A 20,028-nucleotide genomic window follows, 5' to 3' on the forward strand; every position below is an offset into this window, starting at 1 on the left:
CATAAGCTCCGGGGGTTCTTGTCATCCTAAGGGATGATGGTCGGCGCTTGCGGGAGGTGATCGGGTATGTCGGCAGTGGATCGTGTTGGTCTGCACAGTACCGTGGCTTCGCTGGTGGCCAACAGGCGTCGAGTGAGCGCCCTCAAGGCTTTGGGTGTGGTCACAGTGGGGGATGCGCTGACCTACTATCCTTTCCGCATTACCGATCCCATGCAGGTCACCACTATTGCCGGCATTCGGCTGGGTGAGCCCTGTGCATTCGCCGCCCGAGTTGATCAGGTGCGTCTGGTGCCACTGAGCGGGCACCGGGGTTTTCGGCTGGACGTGATGGTGGACGATGCAGCCTTCGTCAGTAGTCAAGGCGGCAATCCACTGGCGGTCAGGCTGGTTTTCTTCTCTCACAAGAAGCCCTATATGGACTGGATGGTCCGTCGGTTGCAGGTAGGGGCGGATCTGGTCGTGGCCGGTGAGCCCGGCATCTACATGGACCAGCTTCAGTTCACCCATCCGGAGACCCTGGTTGTTGCCGATGCGGATCGAGAGGTTTTGGCGGACGCTTCTCGACCCGATGTAGCCAGCCTTGACGAGGCCTTGGAACGCGTCCGTCGCCCACGGCCGGTTTATCATGCCAGTTCCCGCATCTCCTCGGACCATATTCACGATGTCATTCTGGGTTTTCTGCGTCTGCTGGCGCAGGCCGATGGGGTCGAAGAGGAGCAGCCCAGTGCCGAGGTCCGCATTGATCCGGAAGTGCTGGGCCGAGCCATACCTGATGTGCTGCCCGAGCAGGTCCGTGTCGACCAAAGGCTGATGCATCGTGCCCGTGCCCTCTTGGGCATGCATGCGCCCGAAAGCCCTGAGGACTTCGCTGCGGCGCGCAAGACCCTGCGCTACGAGGAGGCTTTCGTCTCGCAGACGGCACTCCTGCAGACCCGTCGCCAGACCCAGCAGCAGCCTACTTATCCATGTGCGAATTCGGGCGCCGACCGTCCAGACACCCTGCCTGCCCGTTTCATCGACTCCCTGCCGTTCCAGCTAACCGATGGCCAGCGTCAGGTCATCAATGATATCGGTGTCGACATGGCCAAGGATCAGCCCATGCAGCGGCTTCTGCAGGGCGAGGTCGGCTCTGGCAAGACCGTAGTGGCCCTGGCAGCCATGCTCCAGGCGGTCCAGGCCGGTCATCAGGCCGTCCTGGTGGCTCCGACCCAGGTGTTGGCCGAGCAGCACTATGCCTCTATCGGCGGCATGCTCAAAGCCATGGGCACCGATGTTACCGCCACTGCCGTAGAAGGCCGCCATAAGCCTGTGGACAACGTCACCATGATTCGTATGACGGATCAGCTGGTTCTGCCTCTGGTGTTGCTGACCGGTGGCATGAGATTGGCCCAGCGCCGCTCTGCCCTGGCTGTCTCGGCCTCGGGCCGTCCCTGCATCGTCATCGCCACCCACGCGGCCTTCTCCAAGACCTTCCAGGCTCCCAATCTGGCACTGACCGTCATCGACGAGCAGCATCGTTTCGGGGTTGAGCAACGTGAGGAGCTGCGTCGCAAATCCGATCGCGTTCCCCACCTGTTGATCATGACCGCCACGCCCATCCCGCGTACAGCCGCCATGACCTGGTTCGGTGATCTGGACATCTCCACCCTGACCGAGCTGCCCAGCAACCGCAAACCAGTCCGTACCCACGTCATCGCCGAGTCTGACGGAGCGACCATGGGTGCCATGTTCCTGCATCTACGTCGACGAATCGAGGCTGGGGAGCGGGCCTATGTCATCTGCGCTCGCATCGACGATGAGGACGACCCTTCGGTCTCCTCAGACCGCTCCGGCCAATCCAGTGCGTCTGACTCCCAACCTGAACTGCTGGTTGAGGAAGGCCAAGGTGATGGCCAGCGTCCGCCTCTGCACTCGGTGGCCGAAATGAGTCAGAGACTGGCCGCCCTGCCGCAATTCCAAGGCATTGCCATGGCCACGCTGACTGGTCGGGATGACGACGCCACAAAGAATGCTGTTATGGCGGACTTCGCCTCGGGTCGCGCGCCCCTGCTGGTAGCCACTACTGTGGTGGAGGTGGGGGTGGATGTGCCCCAAGCCTCCTGCATTGTCATCTTTGATGCCGATCGGTTCGGGCTCTCCCAGCTTCATCAGCTGCGTGGCAGGGTGGGACGCGGCGGCACTGACTCTTGGGCTTTCCTGATTTCGCGCGCCCCTGAGGATTCTCCAGCTGCCGAGCGGCTTGAGGTCATTCGTGACACTACGGACGGGGCCAAAATCGCCGAGGAGGATATCCGCATCAGAGGAGCCGGCGATGTGTTGGGTGATGCCCAGTCCGGCGGTCATTCTTCTCTGAAGCTTCTGCGGGTGGTCACCGACGCGCCCATGATCGCCCGTGCCCGAACCCAGGCAGACCAACTCCTGGAATCCGACCCTGCTCTGGCCGGGCAGCCCGAACTGGCTGGCGCCGTTCTGGACTTCATGAGGGGCAACGAAGGCTTCCTGGTCTCAAGCTGAAAGGACAACAGACCATATGCACATCATCGCCGGCCGCTTCAAGGGATTCCCTATTCCTGCAGCTCTCAAGGGCACCCGGCCCACCACCGATCGCACCAAGGAGGCCATTTTCTCCCATCTGGAGGCGCTCGGTGCCTTGGATGGAGCCAAGGTGCTAGACCTATATGCAGGCACTGGAGCCCTAGGGTTTGAAGCCTTGTCACGTGGAGCTTCCTCCTTGGAGTCTGTTGAGTCATCCGGACGTGCCGCTGGGCTTTTGTCCAGATCGGCAGCCAAGCTGGCCCATCATCCCGCTTGGAATTCAGACATGGATATACATGTGAGCAGAACCAAAGTGGAGCGCTTTGTCAGGCCCTTTGAGACCAACATGAATACTGATTTCTCCGCTGGCCAGTCGTGCCCAATGAAAGAACCTTACGACCTTATATTTATGGATCCACCTTACGATCTACCTACAGAAGACTGTCAGGAGATCATGAATGGTCTAGTTGAAGGGCAATTCGTTGGCTCCAATTCAGTGATGGTCCTGGAACGTTCCGGGCGTTCGAATCCCCCTGAGCCGCCTGTTGCCTGGGTTATATCCCAATCCAGATCCTACGGTGAAACTTCGGTTTACTACATCGAATCAGCCTGAGGAGCTGTTCCCTTTATTTCCCCATCGTTTGGGGCTGCGAGATGGAGTGGGATGCCTGTTTGCTTGATTTTCTCAGCGACTGCATTCTCTAACCCTTGGTCGGTGACTATATGGTCGATTTGATCGAGACTGCATACTTTGGCCAAAGAAATTGAGTTGTATTTGGTTGAATCGGCCATCAATATTGTTTGAAAGGCGTTGTTGAGTACAGCCTGCTTGAGCTGCGAACGTTCGATGTCAGGCGAAGTCACCCCATATTCAAGAGACCATCCCGGTGTTGACATGAAATAAATGTCGAAATTGATGTTCTGCACTGCGGAGATGGCTATGGGGCCGACTGAGCTCATGGTCTGATTGTCGATTTCGCCACCCGTATGAATTAGATGGAAGTCACTGGAAATAAGGTCGTTGACGATAATGAGGTCGTTGGACACCACGGTTAGGTTCTTTTTGCGCTTTATATAAGGGATCAATTCATAAGTAGTTGTACCAGGATCCAGATAGATGATCGAATTATCATTGATAAAGCGTGCGGCGACTTCTGCGATGCCTTTTTTCAGGTGTATGTTGATGTTTGATCTATTAGATCGCTTCAAAGGAGCTGGAACCGGTTTTCCGTTTTCGGACAAGGTCACCCCGCCGCGTATAGGAGCAACCTTGCCTTCTTCGATCAACGTCGCAATGTCTCTGCGGACAGTCATATGTGAAACATTGAGTAATTCTGTGAGTTTTTTAATGCTGAGGATGTTTTCATGCGAGAGATAATCGAGTATTTTTTTGTGACGCTCTGCCGGAATCAGCGCTTCACTTTTCTTCTTTCGCATATTTCCAATAATACGGGTCAGTTTCTATTTATTGTCAACAAATATACTATTTTGTAAAAAATAGTGATTCGTTGTGATTATCAGGATTGAATTCGATTGCCCTTTCGAGGTGTTCGACTGCTTCTAATTATGAATATGAGTGATAGAAGTGCCGGAGAGTCTTTCTATCCCCGGCACTTTCTGCTTACTTGATCGCGTGCGCTATCAGGCTGTGCAGGGGATTGTCTGGCTTAATATAGCCAAGTTGCCTGGCTCCGGACAGTGGGTCTCCAATCGGATCGATGATGGCGGCATGAGGCACCATGGAATGAATATACATGGTGAAGTGATCTGAGATGAATCGTGAATTAAAGACACTGCCGCGACCGCTGACTGCAATGTCAGCATATTTATCCACATCTGCTTTTCTCAAAGCTGTATATGCTGATATTGCCAGCTCCTTTGAAGCTTTTGAGCAGATTTCAAAAGCAACGGCATCTTCACCGGCCAGCCTGGTCACGTCTTCGGCCATGCTTCCCAGATGTTTGGTACTTTGGTCATCCGAGTACAGCTTCAAATATATTTTGTCAAGCCGTCCAAAGTGCTCTTCAGCTACTTTAGTTAGCCTGGTCTGCGGTCCGCGACCGTCATAAGCACGCATGGCCGCTTCCAAAGCGAGTTTACCCATCCAGCTAGCGGCGCCGGCATTTCCAATCATCCACCCCCAGCCGTCCACACGTTTGGTCAGGTGGGGGCCGACCCCACGAGTGACCACGCCGGTTCCGGCGCTGACGACGGCTCCATAACGCTCATGTCCCAGAGCTGCTAGATAACCCGTCACTGAATCATGTGCCAGGAAAACTTCGGATATGCCCAAATCCGATACACCATCCAGGAAGTCCTCTGCGCGGCAGTCTTTGGAAAGGCCGGAGGATCCTACGCAGATTGAGCCGATCGTGGTGTCTTTGCCGATGTTCATAGGTTCATTCTGATACCTCGAAAACATGCGGAAAGCATCGTGGGTCCGTTCAATCAGCTGAGGAATCAGTGGGTGACTGTTTTTTACGCCTGGCTTTTCGGGTAGGTCTATTCGCTCCTCGCCACCATCAGGCTTGGGAATATCGATACAGGCTCTTACCCCGGTTTGACCGGCATCCAAACACAGCACTGCTGCCTTTTTATTCATATTGCTCTCCTTTGAGTTTTAAACGGAATCTGGGAATATGCAAGAAATGAGGGTTTCAGGCCTGGCCTCTGCATCGTTGATGTAGCGAATGAGTTGTGATTCTGTCCATTCCGGTGGCGGGAGCGCGCTACCTTCCCAATATCGATCCCAATTTTCGAGTTTCCAGGAATCCCTGTCAAGATTTCTGGCTCTCATCCTTTTTTGGAGTTCGGATTTAGTGGTTTCGACGTAGATGACGTAGGACTCCACCTGTCCGGGCCATTTATGTTTCTTTATGACTTTGTTGAGAAACTCTTTGTCTTTCAAATATGGTGTGAACGGTGCGTCAAATATGACATCTTGGCCAATTTGAAGGTTGGATGAGCCCACTGCCAATAGAGACGAGTATTCGAGTGGCCTGACCACATTGGTATAGTAATGGCTCTCGTCTCGGGCGTATTCGGGCTCGCCGGCCAGGATCATTATGTGCCGGGTGAATTCGCTCACCATAGTGTCCTTGTCCAGGTAAACAGCTCTGGCTTTACGAGCCATAGCAAGGGCCAGAGTTGTCTTGCCTGAACAAGCTCTCCCGAGAATGAAAACGGCCTTGGTCATCGTCGCTTCACTTTCCTGCAACAGATGCTGTGCGACGGTCTTTGACCATAACCCCGTAGAAGAAGGCTCCGAGAATCAATGCGATGGCTCCTACAACGAAGACAAGGTTGAAGCTGCCGCCGGTTTTAGTCAGTATGTAGCTAGTTACGATTGGTGCAACAGCAGCGCCTAGGAAGCCGCCGAAGTTCTGTATAGATCCCAAAGAGGCAACCTGGTTGCTGTCTGCAACGTCAGCCGCGAGAGTCCAGATGCACCCGATGGGAACCTGGGCTCCGAAGTATCCGATGCAGAGAAGAACCATTGATAGCCCGAAGGAATCAACGTATGCGATTGGTGCCACGGCGCAAGCTGAAAGCACGGCTCCGCCAACAATGGGAATTTTCCTTGCGACAATGGGTTTCATCCCTCTTGTGATGAATCGTTTGCTTATCCAGCCGCCAAAGAGAACGCCAAGAATGCCAAAGATATAAGGAACAGCGGCAGCCCATCCGGTACCCTTTAGAGAGAGACCGCGAGCCTTTTCCAGATAGCCAGGAAGCCAAGTTATATAGACCCATACTGTGTAGAAAATCATGAAGCAGCCAATGGTCATATACCAGGTATTGGGCAGTTTCCACAGGGATAGCCACTCTCTGACGGCATGCTTGCTTTTTGCGGGTGTCTCTGCCTCATCCTCTTCCTCTGAACCTGACATGATGATTTTCTCTTCTGCTTCGGAGGGGTCCCGATAGAAAAACCACCAAAGTATGGCAACCACCAGTCCTGCCACGCCTACGATGATGAACATGGTTCTCCAGCTGAAAGTGACTAGAAGGGCGGTCAGCAAGGGCGGGCCGATTGCGTTGCCGATCTGAGAGCCAGTATTGATCACACTGACTGGCATGGATCTGTCCTTGGCATTGAACCAATACTGAGCTGCTTTCAGCCCCGCGGCGAAGAAGGGAGCCTCAGCAATACCTAGGAAGACCCTAGCGATATAGAAGGAAACGAAATTAGAGACGAATCCAGTCAAAATAGCAACGATTGACCATCCAGCAAGGCATCCAAGAAATACCTTTTTGGGGCCGAACCTATCAATAAGGAAACCTCCAGGTAGGTTGGCCAAGGCGTATGGCCATGAAAATGCCGATAGGAGCAGGCCCATCTGGATGGTTGTGAAACCTAGCTGGCCCTGAATGGTTGTGTTGCCGATGGATAGAGTGGAACGATCAAGGTAGTTGATGACTCCGCCCAGGGTGATGATGGCCACCATCCACCATCCGTAGGTTTCGAGTTTTCTGCGTTTTGCTTGAACATCTATCTGCGCACCGGATGTTTTGTCTGTTGCTAGTGCGGCAGACTGGTGATTTTGGTTTTGCATGCTTTCTTTCACTTCCTTATGAAATTAGCAATGTGGAATTCCCCCGCGGATCCATCTATTCCTTCATTGGTGTTGGAACATTACAGTCATCAGTGATTGCCAGTTCCATATACATCGATGGCTATTGTTGGCTGTTCTGCTCTTCCTCTTTTGCTCTCCACTCTTTGACTGCGGTAATGATTCGCTTTGTTGCGCGTGAAGCTTCGTCCAAGGATGTCGCGTTGGTGATGTACCCCCCTATGCCGGCGCAGACAGCTCCTGCATCAAGCCATTGCCCGATATTGTCCGCGTTAACTTTGCCTGTTGGCGAGATTGGTATCTGGGGAAGTGGGGCATGGATGGATTTGACATAAGCGGGTCCCAAGGATTCTGCAGGGAAAAGTTTGACTATGTCCCCGCCCATAGCCAGCACCTTCATCATTTCCGTCGGAGTAAAGGCTCCTCCTATCGACACACATTGGAACCGTTCAGCCACTTCCATGACTTCAGGAACCGAATACGGGCTCACCAGGAGTTTTGCTCCGTGATCAACAGCCGCAGCGGCACCATGGTGGTCAATAACTGTCCCTGCTCCAATCAGCACATCCTCGGACGGGTACTTATTTGCTAACTTTTCGATTACTCCTAAGGCATCGGGTGTCCCGTAGGCGATTTCAACTGCTCGTAAGCCACTGTCGATTGCGGTGCTTGCAATCGCATAAGCTGACTCCGCGGATGATTTCCGCACAATGAGAAAAGCTCCGACCGCTTCGATGTCAGAAATTCTATGTTGCTTTATATCCATTACAGCTCCTTTACTGTGATTACTTGTTAAAGATATCACAATCTTTCACAACACGATACTCTGTTCCTTTAATCTCGTGCGTGAAGGGAAAGCGCCTTTGAGGAGAGGGGTCAGTCATTTCCGTAGCCGTAGCTAATAGCGGAGGTTCTGAAATCGAAACAGAATATAAGACGAAGCCTTTTGATGTATCGCCGGTAAGGCGATGATCCTAATTTCGATTGAATAGTCAGGTTTCCAGACCTGGCGACATGACCGTAATAGAGTCTCGGCTGATGTTGATTGGACACCAGGGGGAGGAGATAGGTATTTGAAAAGGAACACTTCTAGGGGTGCTTACGCGTGGGGCGCAGATAGGGATAATAGAGTTAAGTAATTATCGTTGTCATAAAGCCGACTTGCGAACCTTATACAGGGGGGGTATAGCCTGCGAGCAAATGCACCGAGTCCAGGTTGTACCGCTATATCCACCAAAGAGGCAGCAACTCGCAAGAATGCGATCAAAATATACGATGATGTCGAAATGATAGTCGGCGACTTGGTTAACGTGTGCATGTATGTGCAGATAACAGGCCTGCACGCCATGATGTTGCAAGGGAAAGAAAAGGAAGCTGTCTGACAGAGCAACAATATCTGGAAGGACTTCTTCGACAGCGGATGCTATAAGGCTCTCTCTAAGGCCTTGACTGCATTGGCTTTACGCTGTTCCTGAGGGCGGGCATTGCTTTTTACGGCTCACAACAGGTATCGAGGGAACCCAAAAATGAACAATTTTTAACACTATTATAGCGTCTTTGACAGAGACCGTCCTGCCTGGCTGTCAACAGTTCAAGGGCTGGTAATTGCAATCGGGTACACAGCTGTCTTAGTCTGGCAGATCACTGATTCAAGTTGCGCGGGTACCATCAGCCTTACTAGATAATGATTCTGGAAACAGACTGGTACCAGAGTCAGGATGGAAAAAGGGCTAAGACAGCCTAGCAAATATGTTAATTTGTATGTTTTATGCTTCCTGGAACCTCCGGGTAAAGTGCTTCACGGATTTTTTACCGAGATCATGAATCTTTTTTTAAGGCAATTGTCTGTGTGTGAGTTTGCTGTATCAGCTGAACGTCTTCCTACTCATTCGTATTCTGTCGGATCGGATGGGTTCCTGAAGCTCGCCAGCCCAGATCCTCCAAAAGACGGCGGTCATGCTTATCGAGGGTGGAGCAGTCCAATCGGGCAATCAGGTCGGGACGGATCCGACTGGTTCGCCTGATGGCCTCGTCGCGTCGGAATCTGTCCACCTTTCCGTGGTCGCCGCTGGTCAGTATCTCGGGAACGGCCATGCCTCGCCAGGTGGTGGGACGTGTGTACTGGCGATATTCCAGCAGCGGCTCGTCCCCGGTATAGGACTCTTGCACAATGGATTCAGGATTGCCCATGAAGCCGGGCAGAAGTCGGGTGATCGCCTCCAACATGACCGAGACAGCCACCTCGCCCCCATTGAGCACGTAGTCGCCGATGGAGTACTCCCGGACATCGACCCCTTTGCTTCGGTAGTAATCGGGGATGCGTGCGTCGTAGCCCTCGTAGCGGCCGCAGCCGAATACCAACCTCTTCGCCTGTGACAGCTTAGTGGCATCGGCTTGGGTGAACAGGGGAGCGGACGGGTTGGGGAAGATCAGGACTGGTTCGGTCACGCCGGCCTCGTGGCTGTCTGCAGATGAATCTGCCTCGGATGCTATGCCGTCGCTTGTGTCGCTGGAACTCTTCATTACTTCTTTGTGTTCTGTAACATCAGCGGTGTCGGCTGTCTGGTCCGTGGGCGGTTGGTGCTGAGTTGATCCGTCTGGCATGTCCAGCAGGTCGTCCAGGCACTGGCCCCAGACTTCGGGTTTCATCACCATGCCTGCTCCGCCGCCCACCGGCGTATCGTCCACGGAGTGATGAACGTCATGGGTCCAGTCGCGCAGATTGTGGGCGCGTATGGTCACCAGGCCTTTCTCCTGGGCCTTGCCTAGCAAGCTGAGCCCAGTTACGTCAAAATATTCGGGGAAGACGGAGACGATATCGATTTGCATGTCACCAACTTTACCGAAACTGGTTTAGGTCCGGAGCGGACACGGATTGGTACGTCTGCGGGTGCTACACTAGCTTGGTCTTCAAAAGTTGTGGGGGTGAACCGGCTCGCCGTAGCATGTGGCTGTCAGCCCGGCGCCACCCTAGAAGATGTCATCAACGCAGCCAGAGAGCTATAACCGTTGCGCAAACAGCAATGAGAGCGGCATCGGACGATGTCATGCCGTACGGATCCGTGGTGATGGCTATGCGAACAGTCTGATGTGTGAGGAGCGGACGGTCCATGGTCGACCATGTTGATAAGAGAACAAAACTGTTGATTACCGGCACTGCCGGGCTCGCCTTCTGCGGGGTCCTTTTGGAGACCTCGCTGAACGTCACTTTTCCGGAGATGACCCGGTACTTCAGCACCGGGCTGGGCACGGTCCAATGGCTGACTACCGGCTATCTGCTGGTGGTAGCCCTGACGGTTCTGGCCGCCGCCTGGCTGGAGCATTCATTTACGACTCGTACATTGATTCTGGCCAGCGTGGGAATATTCCTGGGCAGCGACCTGATGTGCATTCTTGCTCCAAGCTTTCCTGTCCTTATGGCGGGACGCCTCCTGCAGGGCATCAGTACTGGTATCGCCCTTCCTCTGGTGTTTTCCCTGATTATGAGGAAGGTCCCTCTTCACATCCAGGGTCGCTACGTGGGCAGCGCCGGCATGGCGGTAGCCCTGGCGCCCTCCCTGGGGCCGACCTTTGGCGGGGCCGTTATCCAAGCTTTATCCTGGCGAGCAATCTTTTTGATCGTGTTGCCCATAGAGCTGTTTTTTGGGGTCATAGCGCTCATCTCAGTAGACAGGGAGAGCGCCCATGTCGGCCCCTTCGCCTGGCTCCAGTTTCTTCTTCTGGGTATTTTCCTGACCGGTCTGACCCTGGGGCTGAGCACCTTGGATGTGCACGGTCCTATCACCTGGCTGTCCCTGTTCATCGGTGTTCTGGCCCTGGTTGCAGGGATCTGGACCCTTACGCATCAGCGCACCAGGCTGATCAACATCGTGGTCTTCCGGAACCGTACCTTCACCCTTGCCCTGATCCTCTACTTCCTGGTCCAGTTCGTTCAGATTGGCCTGACGTTCATCCTGCCCAACATGGCCCAGTCCGTACTGGGAGAGACATCCACCGTGGCTGGCATGCTTCTGCTGCCGGGGAGCCTGCTCTCCGCACTCTGCCAGCCCATCACGGGCGGCTATTTGGATGGCCATGGTCTACGCGGACTGCTCGCGGTGGGAAGCGCCGCCTTCTTCCTTTCGGCCTTAGGCTTCCTGGTCCTCAGCCGGCACTTGTCCGTCCCCCTGATGGTTCTTCTCTACGCCTGCTACATGGCCGGTCAGGCTTGCGTCTTCAACAATCTGCTCACGGTCGGACTGCAGCATATCCCAGCCAAACTTGTGCCTGACGGCAACGCACTTTTCAACACCCTTCAGCAGTATTCAGGCGCCGCCTCGACCGGCGTGCTGGCCGCCATCATCACGGGCATGCCCAAGGCCAGAGGGATTCATGCCGGCGCTCAGGCCTTCCAGTTCGGAGCCGTCTGGGCTTTCGTTTTCGTCTTTCTCATCGTCCTGGTCATCCTCCTGGTGGCTTGGTTCCTGGAGCACAGCCTGGCCCGTCAGGATAAGGGTGCGGTTCAGGTTGTATGACCTCTGATTTCTTCTGGAAGGCCAATGGTGTTAATTGAGCAATGAGATACCGACCCAGACGGCCCAGCCTAGTGCAAGGACCAGGTAGGGCCACCAGTGCATGCGGGTGATGGCTACGAACTCCCGGATGAAAGCAGTCGGCCAGTAGTAGCCCTTGGTGTGCGAGCCGATCCCGTCGGCATTCAATCCGACCTTGCTGGCGTATTCGCTGGCCCGGAAGACGTGGTAGTCGCTGGTAACCAGGGCCACCCGATAATGCTCAGGCCCGGTGCCCATCTCGTAGCGGTCATCCAGGATCTGCTTGGAGTAGCGCAGGTTCTCCAGGGTTGTGGTCGACCTGTCCTCCATGATGATGGCCTCGGCTGGCACCCCACACGAGTTGCGTAGATACTGAGCCATGGCCCTTGCCTCGCTGATGACCTCGTCGGGGCCTTGCCCGCCGGAGACCACGAAGCGCCCCAGCCGTCCCTGACGCTTCCAGAGGTCTACAGCCTTGTCCAGCCGTCCCTGGAGCAGAGGTGTGGGTTCTTCGCCGCGCAGGCCTGCTCCGTGGATGATGATGTAGTCGTAGCGACGCTTGCGTGGCAGCAGCCTGTAAAAGCTGGAATAGAGCAGCAGGGCCAGGAAGGAGAAGAAGAACCAGGTGGCTTCCAGGTCGATCAGCCCAGCCAGCTTCTGCAGCCATGAGGGGGCGCCAAACCCTGCTAGGAGGGGCGAAAGAAACATGTAGGCTACCACGGCCAGCGCCAGCAGTCCTGGCAACAGGGTGGTCAGGGAGATCCCCTCATGCCGGATGACGATGACCGTGTTGGCCAGTAGGAAGGCGACCACCAGCAGGGGAGAGGCAATGAGCAGGATGACCAGGGGCAGGATCAGCCAGCGCATCCCGAACTGCAGAAGAAGCGCTCCACCCAGGGTCAGCAGCAGGAGCAGGAACCAGATGGCATTGCGGAACTGCCGTGGCTCCTTGTGCAGGTCCCAGAGGAAGAGCAGGCCGAAGATGATGGCGGGTGCATAGAGCAGGAGGAGCTGGAAGTAGTTGGTCATGCCGTGATTCCCCTTCCTGAGGACGAACTGGCAGGGTTGTATTCCACTGTAGCGAATGGATGAGTCGCCGCTCGTCCTTGACATGCCACCGCTTCCCAGCCTGCCGTGGTAGCATATATGTGGTAAATCTCACACGTTCAAAAGCTGAGGGTGGGCGATTCCCGACGGTGCGAATTCCAGGTCGAGACCATGATAATGATGGGTCCTTTCAGGATTGCACATCGGTGTCCGCATGGGCGTGGTCGGTCGCAAGGCAGCGATGCGTTGGAAGGATTAGGGGTTCAAGTGATGTTGGGTTTCTCTGCGATCCGGAGATGGTTCGGACCTGGCGTGCAAGGCTGTAGAGAGGTGCGGTAATGAAAGTAGTAATATTCTCCACCTGCGTGGTGGACCTCATGTTTCCGAACGTGGGGAAGGCCATGGTGGAGGTGCTGGAGCGGTTCGGCTGTGACACCTATCTCCCCAAGCAGCAGATATGCTGCGCCCAGCCCACTTTCAACAGCGGGTATGTCAAAGAGAGCATGCAGGTCATGCGCAACGAGGTTGATGCCCTGCTGAGCGTAGATGCCGACTACATCGTGGGTCCGGCGGGCTCCTGCGTGAATATGCTCAAGGAGCTGCCCTTCCATCTCAAGAACGACCCGGTCTATGCCGCCAAGGCCCAGACCATGGCTGACAAGACCTATGAGTTTTCGCAGTTCCTCTATCGTGTGCTGGGTGTGCTGGATGCGGGCGCCGAACTCGATGCCGTGGCCACCTACCATCGCTCCTGCCACATGACACGGCTGCTGGGGGAGCGGACCAGCCCATTCGTTCTGCTCGACCATGTCAAGGGTCTGACCATGGTTCCCCTGCCGCATATCGAGAACTGCTGCGGGTTCGGCGGCATGTTCTCCATGAAGGAGCCTGAGATCTCCAAGCAGATGGTGGACGAAAAAGTCAATGACGTGCTGAGCACCAAGGCCAGCGTCCTCATCTCCTGCGATCCAGGCTGCCTGATGAACATCGGCGGCCGTTTCAATCGGCGTGGCGAGAAGATCACCATCATGCATCTGGCTGAGGTGCTCAATCACAACGTGGACATGAGCCGCGTCAAGTATGTGGAAGGCCGCTCTGCTGGCGATGGGGCCGTGGGCTCCGTCAGGGCTGCCAAGGAAGAGGGGGCTCTGGTATGAGCAGCATGGTCAATGGCAAGAAGGCCGCACAATATCTGCGAACCAGCAAGGCTCCCTTCCTGACCAGGGTCAAAGAGTCCGAGCAAGACCAATTCGCCCAACAGGCAGTGGCCAAGGCCCAGGATGCGCAGTGGATCAAGCGTGAGGCCGCCCGCCAGGAACTGGGCAACTGGGAACAGTGGCGCGACCTTGGCGAGCAGATTCGCCAGCACGTCATCCGCTACCTGCCTGACTACCTGGAGGAGTTCTCCGACAACGTGGAGAAGCGCGGCGGCCACGTCTTCTTCGCCCAGACCGACGATGAGGCTGCCCAGTACATCAAGCAGATCGCCATCGAAAAGAAGGCCAAGCACGTCGTCAAGAGCAAGTCCATGGTGACCAGTGAGATCAACCTGGATCCTACGCTGATGACGGTGCCCGGCCTGGAGGTTCTGGAGACCGACCTGGCCGAGTTCATCCTGGAAGAGGACGACTGGGACCAGCCCACCCATCTGGTCTTCCCCGCCCTGCATAAGAACCGCGAGCAGGTTCGGCAGGTTTTCGAGAAGAAGCTGGGTTACAAGGGCGACAACGACCCTCAGCATATGGCTCGCTTCTCGCGTAAGGTTCTGCGCAAGCACTTCCTCGAGGCCGACATGGGCATCACTGGCTGCAACTTCGCTGTGGCTGACACCGGCATGATCAACCTGGTGACCAACGAGGGCAACGCCGATCTGGCCATGTGCATTCCCAAGACCCAGGTGGTGGTCATGGGCATGGAGCGTCTGGTGCCGACCATGAAAGAGGCCGAGACCATGGATAACATGCTGGCCCGGTCCGCTGTCGGCCAGAAGCTGACCTCGTATTTGACTTACACTGCGCCACGCACCGGACAGGAGTCGGACGGACCTGACGATGTCTATGTGGTCATTCTGGACAACGGGCGCTCCAACGCTCTGGGAACGGTTTTCGAGCCTATTCTTCAGTGCATCCGTTGTGCCTCCTGCCTGAACGTCTGCCCCATCTACCGGCACATCGGCGGTCACGGCTACGGATCCATCTATCCCGGTCCTGTGGGCTCGGTGCTTTCGCCGGTGCTGGACGGAGGCTACGACGACTTCGGGGACCTGCCCTACGCCTGCAGCCTGTGCGCAGCATGCACGGCCACCTGCCCGGTCAAGATCCCCCTGCATCAGCTCATGATCGAGCACAGGCGGATCATGATGGATGATCAGTCCCAGGCCAATTTGATCGACGACACGGTCATGAGGGTCATGGGCCTGGGCACCGGCCATTCCTCGCTCTTCCGCACCGCCCTAGGGGTGGATCACACCATGCTGACGCCCATATCCAAGAAGCAGCCGGAGACAGCCAAGAACCTCTTCGCCAGTGATCGGCACGTGGAATGGATGCCCTTCGTCTTCGGCGGATGGACCAAGGTTCGTGATCTGCCGGATCCGCCCAAGCACGGGCAGAACTTCCGCAGTTGGTTCGCTCATCATAAGAAGGAGCAGCAGGCATGACCGATCGTGAGGTATTCCTGGATTACCTGGCCAAGAAGAGCGGACGGCCCCGCCACCAGCTCAAGGATCATCCTTTGGTGCCGGTCAACGACCTGCCGGAGACCACCTTGTCTGGCCATACCCAGGATGAGCTGCTGGAGATCGCCCGGAAGAGCAGCGAGGCTGTCCATGTGGACTTCCGTACTTGTACCAAGGCTGGACTGCCCAGTGCTCTGGATGAGTTCATCGATTCACGCAAGGATGACAGCGACCATGTGATGCTGCCCACCTCCGACCTGTTTGCAGATTTCGGTCTGGAGGAGTGGAGGGACGGTCTGAACCCGCCCGCTACTTTCTGGAAGCCTGGAGCCAGCCGCGAAGAGAACATCAAGACCGCCGACGAGTCCGGTACGGCCATCGCCTTTGCGGACTTCCTGCTGGCGGAGTCGGGCACCATCACCGTAGCTACCACCCCGGGTCAGGGTCGTGCCTTCCACTTCCTGCCGGTGCACTATCTGAGCATCATCCGCAAGTCCAAGATCCTGCCCCGAACCCGGCAGGCCATGGACTACTATGATCCGGCTCTGGTCTCGGGCGAGCTCAAGACCTCCAACATCAACTTCATCACGGGCCCCTCCAACACGGGCGACATCGAGATGGTGATCGTGGTGGGCGTGCATGGCCCTCTGGATATGACATATCTGGTGGTTGAAGACATGTAGCTCTACAACATTTCCTGCTTAGGCAGGCGCATTTCCCGTAAGTGGGGAGTCAGCGGCTCAAAAAGGGGCGCTGACTCCCTACTTACGGTTTTGTTGAAAGATGGACTCAGCCCAGACCGGGCAGAAGTCCTCCAGGCGGATCGATGGCCACGTACCCGTTTTCAATGTCGACTTGGGGCACCAAGGCCTCGACGAAGGGTATCAGCCCTTCCATATGATCGTCGCTTTCTTCGGTAGTCATGCGGATCTGCAGCTGCTGCTGGGCTACACCGTCCAGCACGTCGCTGACGCGGCCGACCACTCGTCCGGCAGGCTCGCCCAGTGAGTTGCCTGGGGCCATGCGAACCTCGAGCCCGATCAGATCCTCGGGGTACCAGGCATCCTCCTGTGCCAGCTCCTCGGCTGGATCAGCCTGGACATACAGTTCGATGCCGTTCAGTGCTTCGGAGGCGTTCCTGTCTTCCACCCCTTTGAAGAGGACGATCCAACGCTGTTTGAAGCGGCGGGAGGAGGCTACCGTGAAAACCTGTCCGTCCTTGGTTTGCAACTGGAAACCTGGGGCGAATCGCCGCTCAGGCTCGTCGGTGTAAGCATATACGTTGACCTCGCCCTTGAGTCCCTGGGCGCGGCCGATACGGCAGACCCTCAGCAACCTTGGCTGCTGAGGGTCCGGACCCTGCGGGTCGTGATTGGTGGACCGGCTGGGGCTCACCGGCGCACGTCCATGATGTCGACGCGCACCTTGTGGTCGGCCAGCGCCTGGATCACGGTGCGGATGGCGTTGGCGGTCCTGCCGCCCCTGCCAATCACACGGCCGATATCCTCGGGGTTGACCCGTACCCTCAACAGCTCTCCGCGAGAGTTCTCGTGGGACTTGACCGACACGTCATCGGGAAAGTCCACGATATTCCTGATCAGGTGCTCAACGGCCTGTGCAAGCATGTTAGCCGGTCCTTCCAATCCTTGATGAATGTGCCTTACTCAGCTGCCTGCTCGGCCTGGGCGGCATCTGCCGACTCATCGGCCTTGGGGGCTTCCTTCTCCGCCTGGGCCTTGGCCTTGGCATCAGCCTCGGACTTGGCTGCCTTGAGCTTCTGGGCCTCGTTCTGTGCCTGCTCGATGCGAGCCTGGGCGTCGACCTCGGCCTGCGGCACCTTAAGGGTGCCCTCCTTGCCGGGCAGATCCTTGAACTTCTGCCAGTCGCCGGTGATCTTCAGAAGGTTGAAGACAGGGTCGCTGGGCTGAGCGCCCACACCCAGCCAGTACTGGGCGCGCTCGGAGTCGATCTTGATTGAAGAGGGCTGGGTGTTGGGATCGTAGGTGCCGATCTCCTCAATGACCTTGCCATCGCGCTTCTTACGGGAATCGACCACGACCACGCGGTAGAAGGGGTAGAACTTCTTGCCCATTCTCTTCAGACGAATTCTGGTTGCCAAAACGGCTCTCCTTGGTACTTGGTGTGCCCGGCGGCGTCTCCATGTGGGGCATGGTGGCGCTCCTGGCGTGTTCCTCATGGCCGTCGGAATGAGAGGGCTCCTCCGGACATGAATAACAGCAAAAGTATACCTCAACCTTAGGATTAAGGGTCTGCTGTGGCATACGCCCCAACAGGCCCTTGGTTCGGTTTTGCTCCAACCAGTTTTGACCGAGGTCTAAGCTTCGGTCTCCCTGTAGACCGGGGCCTGGCTCTTGTCATCCAGGCTTAGGGTCAGGGTTTGTTCAGGCAGAACCAGGTGGATCCTTCGATAGAGAGGCTTGAATCCATGATGGGGTACAGTAACCGAGCACTGACCCTGGTTATCCATATGGATCTGATAGAGGTTGTAGGCCCCCTGCTCGTAGTCGAAGCTGTATCCGTCATCCTGGTAGTGGGTGTAGTCGCCATGCTGGCCGAAGAGCCTGAACGTCATGGACTCCTCGGGCTGGTCGTCCATATGCTCCACCAGTCGACCCCAAGGTAGCATGGAGTCGGCCCTGACAAAGATGGGCAGCTGGTCCAGAGGAGCCTCAACCAAAATATCTCGGTGGCCACCGAAAGTGACCATGGTGCGTAGATCCACCCAGTCGCCCTCGGGCAGATAGACCATTCGGGAGACCTGCCCTTGCTCTACCACGGGTGCTACCAGAACTTGGTCGCCGATCATGTATTCGTCGTTCAAGTTCCGTGTGCGCGCATCCTCCGGGTAATTCAGGACCAGGGGACGCATAACCGGCAGGCCATCGTTCATTTGCTTGGCGAAGCAATCGTAGAGATAGGGGATGAAGCGATACCTCAGATGCAGGAAGTGTCGGTAGATGTCCAAGACCTCGGGGCCAAAGACCCAAGGTTCCTGGTCTCGTGCCTGAAGGGCGGAATGGTTGCGCAGAAGCGGGCTGAAAATGCCGGCTTCTATCCATCGGGTCAGCAGCTCCGGGGTCGTATCGGCGCTGAATCCACCGATGTCGGCCCCGGCGAAGCTGAATCCGCTCATCCCCATATTGCAGAGCTGAGGGATTGACATCTGCAGATGTGGCCAGAGGCTTTGGTTGTCTCCGGTCCAAACCGTCGCATACTTCTGCGTTCCCGCGTAGGCCGCGCGTGTGATGACGTAGGGCCGTCTGCCGGTGGCTTTTTTCAGGCCCTGATAGGTGGCCTTGGCCATGTTGTGCCCGTAGACATTGTTCATCCTGGCAAGATCGGACTTCTGATCTTCATCGCTGAAGACAGTGTCCTCCGGTATCTCTCCGTCGAATACGGCGGGTTCGTTCATGTCTGTCCAGATGCCGGCTGCCCCGCTGTCAACCAGGAAACGGCAATGCCCGGCCCACCAGTCGCGGACCTCAGGTCGGCCAAAGTCAGGGAATACGGACTTGCCGGGCCAGACCCTGTTGACATAGACGCTGCCGTCCGGGTTGGTTGCGAAGTATCCCTTATCCAGACCCTCCTGATAGATCGGGTAGTCGGGATCCTCTTTGACTCCAGGATCCAGGATGGGAATGACCCTAACTCCCCGTTTTTTCATATCCGCCAGGAACCCGGCGGGATCCTTGAAGATGCTCTTGTTCCAGGTGAAGACGCGGTAGCCGTCCATGTAGTCGATGTCGAAGTGGACGGCTTCCAGGGGGAGGTGATACTTGGCAAAGGTATCGACGATCTGCTCCACCCGGTCCTGGCTCATGCTGTAGCCCCAACGAGACTGCTGATAGCCCAGCATCCAACGCTGGGGGAGAGGGACCCGACCGGTCAGATAAGTGTAGTTGGAGACTACCTCCTTCAAGGAGGACCCGCCCAGTATGTAATAGTCCAGGTTTCCGTCGACGGCCGAGTAGAAGTAGTAGTCGGCGTTCTCCCTGCCCAGGTCAAGATGGCTCCGGTAGGTGTTGTCGAAGAAGATACCCCAAGGGTGACCTTTTTTCAGTCCGAAGAGGACCGGGACGGACTTATAGAGATTGGTGAAGGTTTCGATGTGCGGTCGTGGCTCATCATAATTCCAGTTGTCATATTGATAGGACCGCTTGTTCAGATACCCGGTCTTATCGCCCAGTCCGTAGAATTGCTCATCCGGATCCAAGACCTTGACTACCTGGTAGTAGTGATCCTCAGTCTGGCTCACGCCGGAGACTTCGTGGCCTTCGGCCCGCATGATGCTCTGGTGGGCGGCATCAATCGTCTTGGCGATGGGACGTCTCTTGCCGCGGTAGTCCAGGATCAACGGATTGCCTTGAACGTCGAAGACGTCCAAGAGCAGGTCAGGTCCGACCTTGACGGTCAGTTGTTCCGTAGACAGTTCCAGATGGTCGTTGACCTCTTTCAGATCGAAGGGAGTCTCTACCTTCTTTTCGCCTTCGATGGCATAGGAGTTGGTGTGGCGTCCCCGGTCCTGAAAGACGCGGATGATTTGGTCCGTCAGCACGGTCAGGATCAATGCTCCCTGGTCGGAACTCAGGGTGATGGTCTGACCTTTCGCGGTGTAATGCAGGTTCGTCATGGCAGACGTATT

Annotated in this window: 17 protein-coding genes; 6 read left to right on the forward strand and 11 right to left on the reverse strand. The window is 56.1% G+C overall.

The window, feature by feature from the left end; all coding sequences use genetic code 11:
• Positions 1–66: 66 nt before the first annotated feature.
• Both CI601_RS03895 and CI601_RS03900 read left to right on the forward strand, forming a co-directional pair.
• Positions 67–2,514, forward strand: a complete 2,448-nt coding sequence (locus tag CI601_RS03895; RefSeq protein ID WP_121914372.1) for an ATP-dependent DNA helicase RecG — start codon at positions 67–69, stop codon at positions 2,512–2,514.
• Positions 2,515–2,530: 16 nt separating this feature from the next.
• Positions 2,531–3,148, forward strand: coding sequence for an RsmD family RNA methyltransferase (locus CI601_RS03900; RefSeq protein WP_121914373.1), 618 nt, complete (start codon positions 2,531–2,533; stop codon positions 3,146–3,148).
• Here CI601_RS03900 and CI601_RS03905 read toward each other — a convergent pair.
• From CI601_RS03905 to trmD, 6 genes are all read right to left on the reverse strand, one after another.
• The gene (locus CI601_RS03905; protein ID WP_121914374.1) at positions 3,130–3,972 is read right to left on the reverse strand and encodes a DeoR/GlpR family DNA-binding transcription regulator; all 843 of its coding nucleotides are present in this window, start codon (positions 3,970–3,972) and stop codon (positions 3,130–3,132) included. The two genes, CI601_RS03900 and CI601_RS03905, sit on opposite strands and share 19 nt — an antisense overlap.
• Before the next feature lie 184 nt (positions 3,973–4,156).
• Positions 4,157–5,137: an N-acetylglucosamine kinase gene (locus tag CI601_RS03910; protein ID WP_121914375.1), complete on the reverse strand. Its 981-nt coding sequence runs from the start codon at positions 5,135–5,137 to the stop codon at positions 4,157–4,159.
• Positions 5,138–5,155: 18 nt separating this feature from the next.
• Positions 5,156–5,731: an AAA family ATPase gene (locus CI601_RS03915; protein ID WP_121914376.1), complete on the reverse strand. Its 576-nt coding sequence runs from the start codon at positions 5,729–5,731 to the stop codon at positions 5,156–5,158.
• 7 nt (positions 5,732–5,738) lie between these two features.
• On the reverse strand, positions 5,739–7,091 hold the full coding sequence (locus CI601_RS03920; RefSeq protein ID WP_147437939.1) for an MFS transporter: 1,353 nt from the start codon (positions 7,089–7,091) through the stop codon (positions 5,739–5,741).
• A 121-nt stretch (positions 7,092–7,212) separates the two neighbouring features.
• The gene (locus tag CI601_RS03925) at positions 7,213–7,875 is read right to left on the reverse strand and encodes a bifunctional 4-hydroxy-2-oxoglutarate aldolase/2-dehydro-3-deoxy-phosphogluconate aldolase (RefSeq protein WP_121914377.1); all 663 of its coding nucleotides are present in this window, start codon (positions 7,873–7,875) and stop codon (positions 7,213–7,215) included.
• Between the two features lie 1,115 nt (positions 7,876–8,990).
• On the reverse strand, positions 8,991–9,938 hold the full coding sequence (gene trmD / locus CI601_RS03930; RefSeq protein ID WP_121914378.1) for a tRNA (guanosine(37)-N1)-methyltransferase TrmD: 948 nt from the start codon (positions 9,936–9,938) through the stop codon (positions 8,991–8,993).
• A 281-nt stretch (positions 9,939–10,219) separates the two neighbouring features.
• Between trmD and CI601_RS03935 the strand changes: the two genes are divergently transcribed.
• Entirely contained in the window at positions 10,220–11,623 is a 1,404-nt protein-coding gene (locus CI601_RS03935) for an MFS transporter (RefSeq protein WP_121914379.1), read from the forward strand.
• 30 nt (positions 11,624–11,653) lie between these two features.
• Here the strand turns inward: CI601_RS03935 and CI601_RS08530 are convergent, their stop codons facing one another.
• A complete protein-coding gene (locus CI601_RS08530) occupies positions 11,654–12,754 on the reverse strand; it encodes a YdcF family protein (RefSeq protein ID WP_259465304.1) in 1,101 nt (366 codons plus the stop codon).
• Between the two features lie 272 nt (positions 12,755–13,026).
• Between CI601_RS08530 and CI601_RS03945 the strand changes: the two genes are divergently transcribed.
• Genes CI601_RS03945 through CI601_RS03955 form a run of 3 tightly spaced genes read left to right on the forward strand, consistent with a single transcriptional unit; the run spans position 13,027 to position 16,048 of the window.
• Positions 13,027–13,845, forward strand: coding sequence for a (Fe-S)-binding protein (locus CI601_RS03945; protein WP_121914381.1), 819 nt, complete (start codon positions 13,027–13,029; stop codon positions 13,843–13,845).
• Positions 13,842–15,347: a LutB/LldF family L-lactate oxidation iron-sulfur protein gene (locus CI601_RS03950; protein WP_121914382.1), complete on the forward strand. Its 1,506-nt coding sequence runs from the start codon at positions 13,842–13,844 to the stop codon at positions 15,345–15,347. The genes CI601_RS03945 and CI601_RS03950 overlap by 4 nt, the downstream gene beginning before the upstream one ends.
• Positions 15,344–16,048: a lactate utilization protein C gene (locus CI601_RS03955; RefSeq protein ID WP_121914383.1), complete on the forward strand. Its 705-nt coding sequence runs from the start codon at positions 15,344–15,346 to the stop codon at positions 16,046–16,048. The genes CI601_RS03950 and CI601_RS03955 overlap by 4 nt, the downstream gene beginning before the upstream one ends.
• 106 nt (positions 16,049–16,154) lie before the next feature.
• Here CI601_RS03955 and rimM read toward each other — a convergent pair whose 3' ends face one another.
• The 4 genes from rimM to CI601_RS03975 all read right to left on the reverse strand — a co-directional run bounded on the left by rimM (position 16,155) and on the right by CI601_RS03975 (position 20,016).
• Positions 16,155–16,760: a ribosome maturation factor RimM gene (gene rimM / locus CI601_RS03960; protein ID WP_121914384.1), complete on the reverse strand. Its 606-nt coding sequence runs from the start codon at positions 16,758–16,760 to the stop codon at positions 16,155–16,157.
• A complete protein-coding gene (locus tag CI601_RS03965; RefSeq protein ID WP_015021362.1) occupies positions 16,757–16,990 on the reverse strand; it encodes an RNA-binding protein in 234 nt (77 codons plus the stop codon). The genes rimM and CI601_RS03965 overlap by 4 nt, the downstream gene beginning before the upstream one ends.
• 35 nt (positions 16,991–17,025) lie before the next feature.
• Entirely contained in the window at positions 17,026–17,484 is a 459-nt protein-coding gene (gene rpsP / locus CI601_RS03970) for a 30S ribosomal protein S16 (RefSeq protein ID WP_046322448.1), read from the reverse strand.
• A 216-nt stretch (positions 17,485–17,700) separates the two neighbouring features.
• The gene (locus CI601_RS03975; RefSeq protein WP_121914385.1) at positions 17,701–20,016 is read right to left on the reverse strand and encodes a glycoside hydrolase family 31 protein; all 2,316 of its coding nucleotides are present in this window, start codon (positions 20,014–20,016) and stop codon (positions 17,701–17,703) included.
• Between the last annotated feature and the right edge of the window lie 12 nt (positions 20,017–20,028).

This window comes from Bifidobacterium sp. wkB344 (assembly GCF_003688305.1).
In the GTDB taxonomy this organism is placed as follows: domain Bacteria; phylum Actinomycetota; class Actinomycetes; order Actinomycetales; family Bifidobacteriaceae; genus Bombiscardovia; species Bombiscardovia mizhiensis.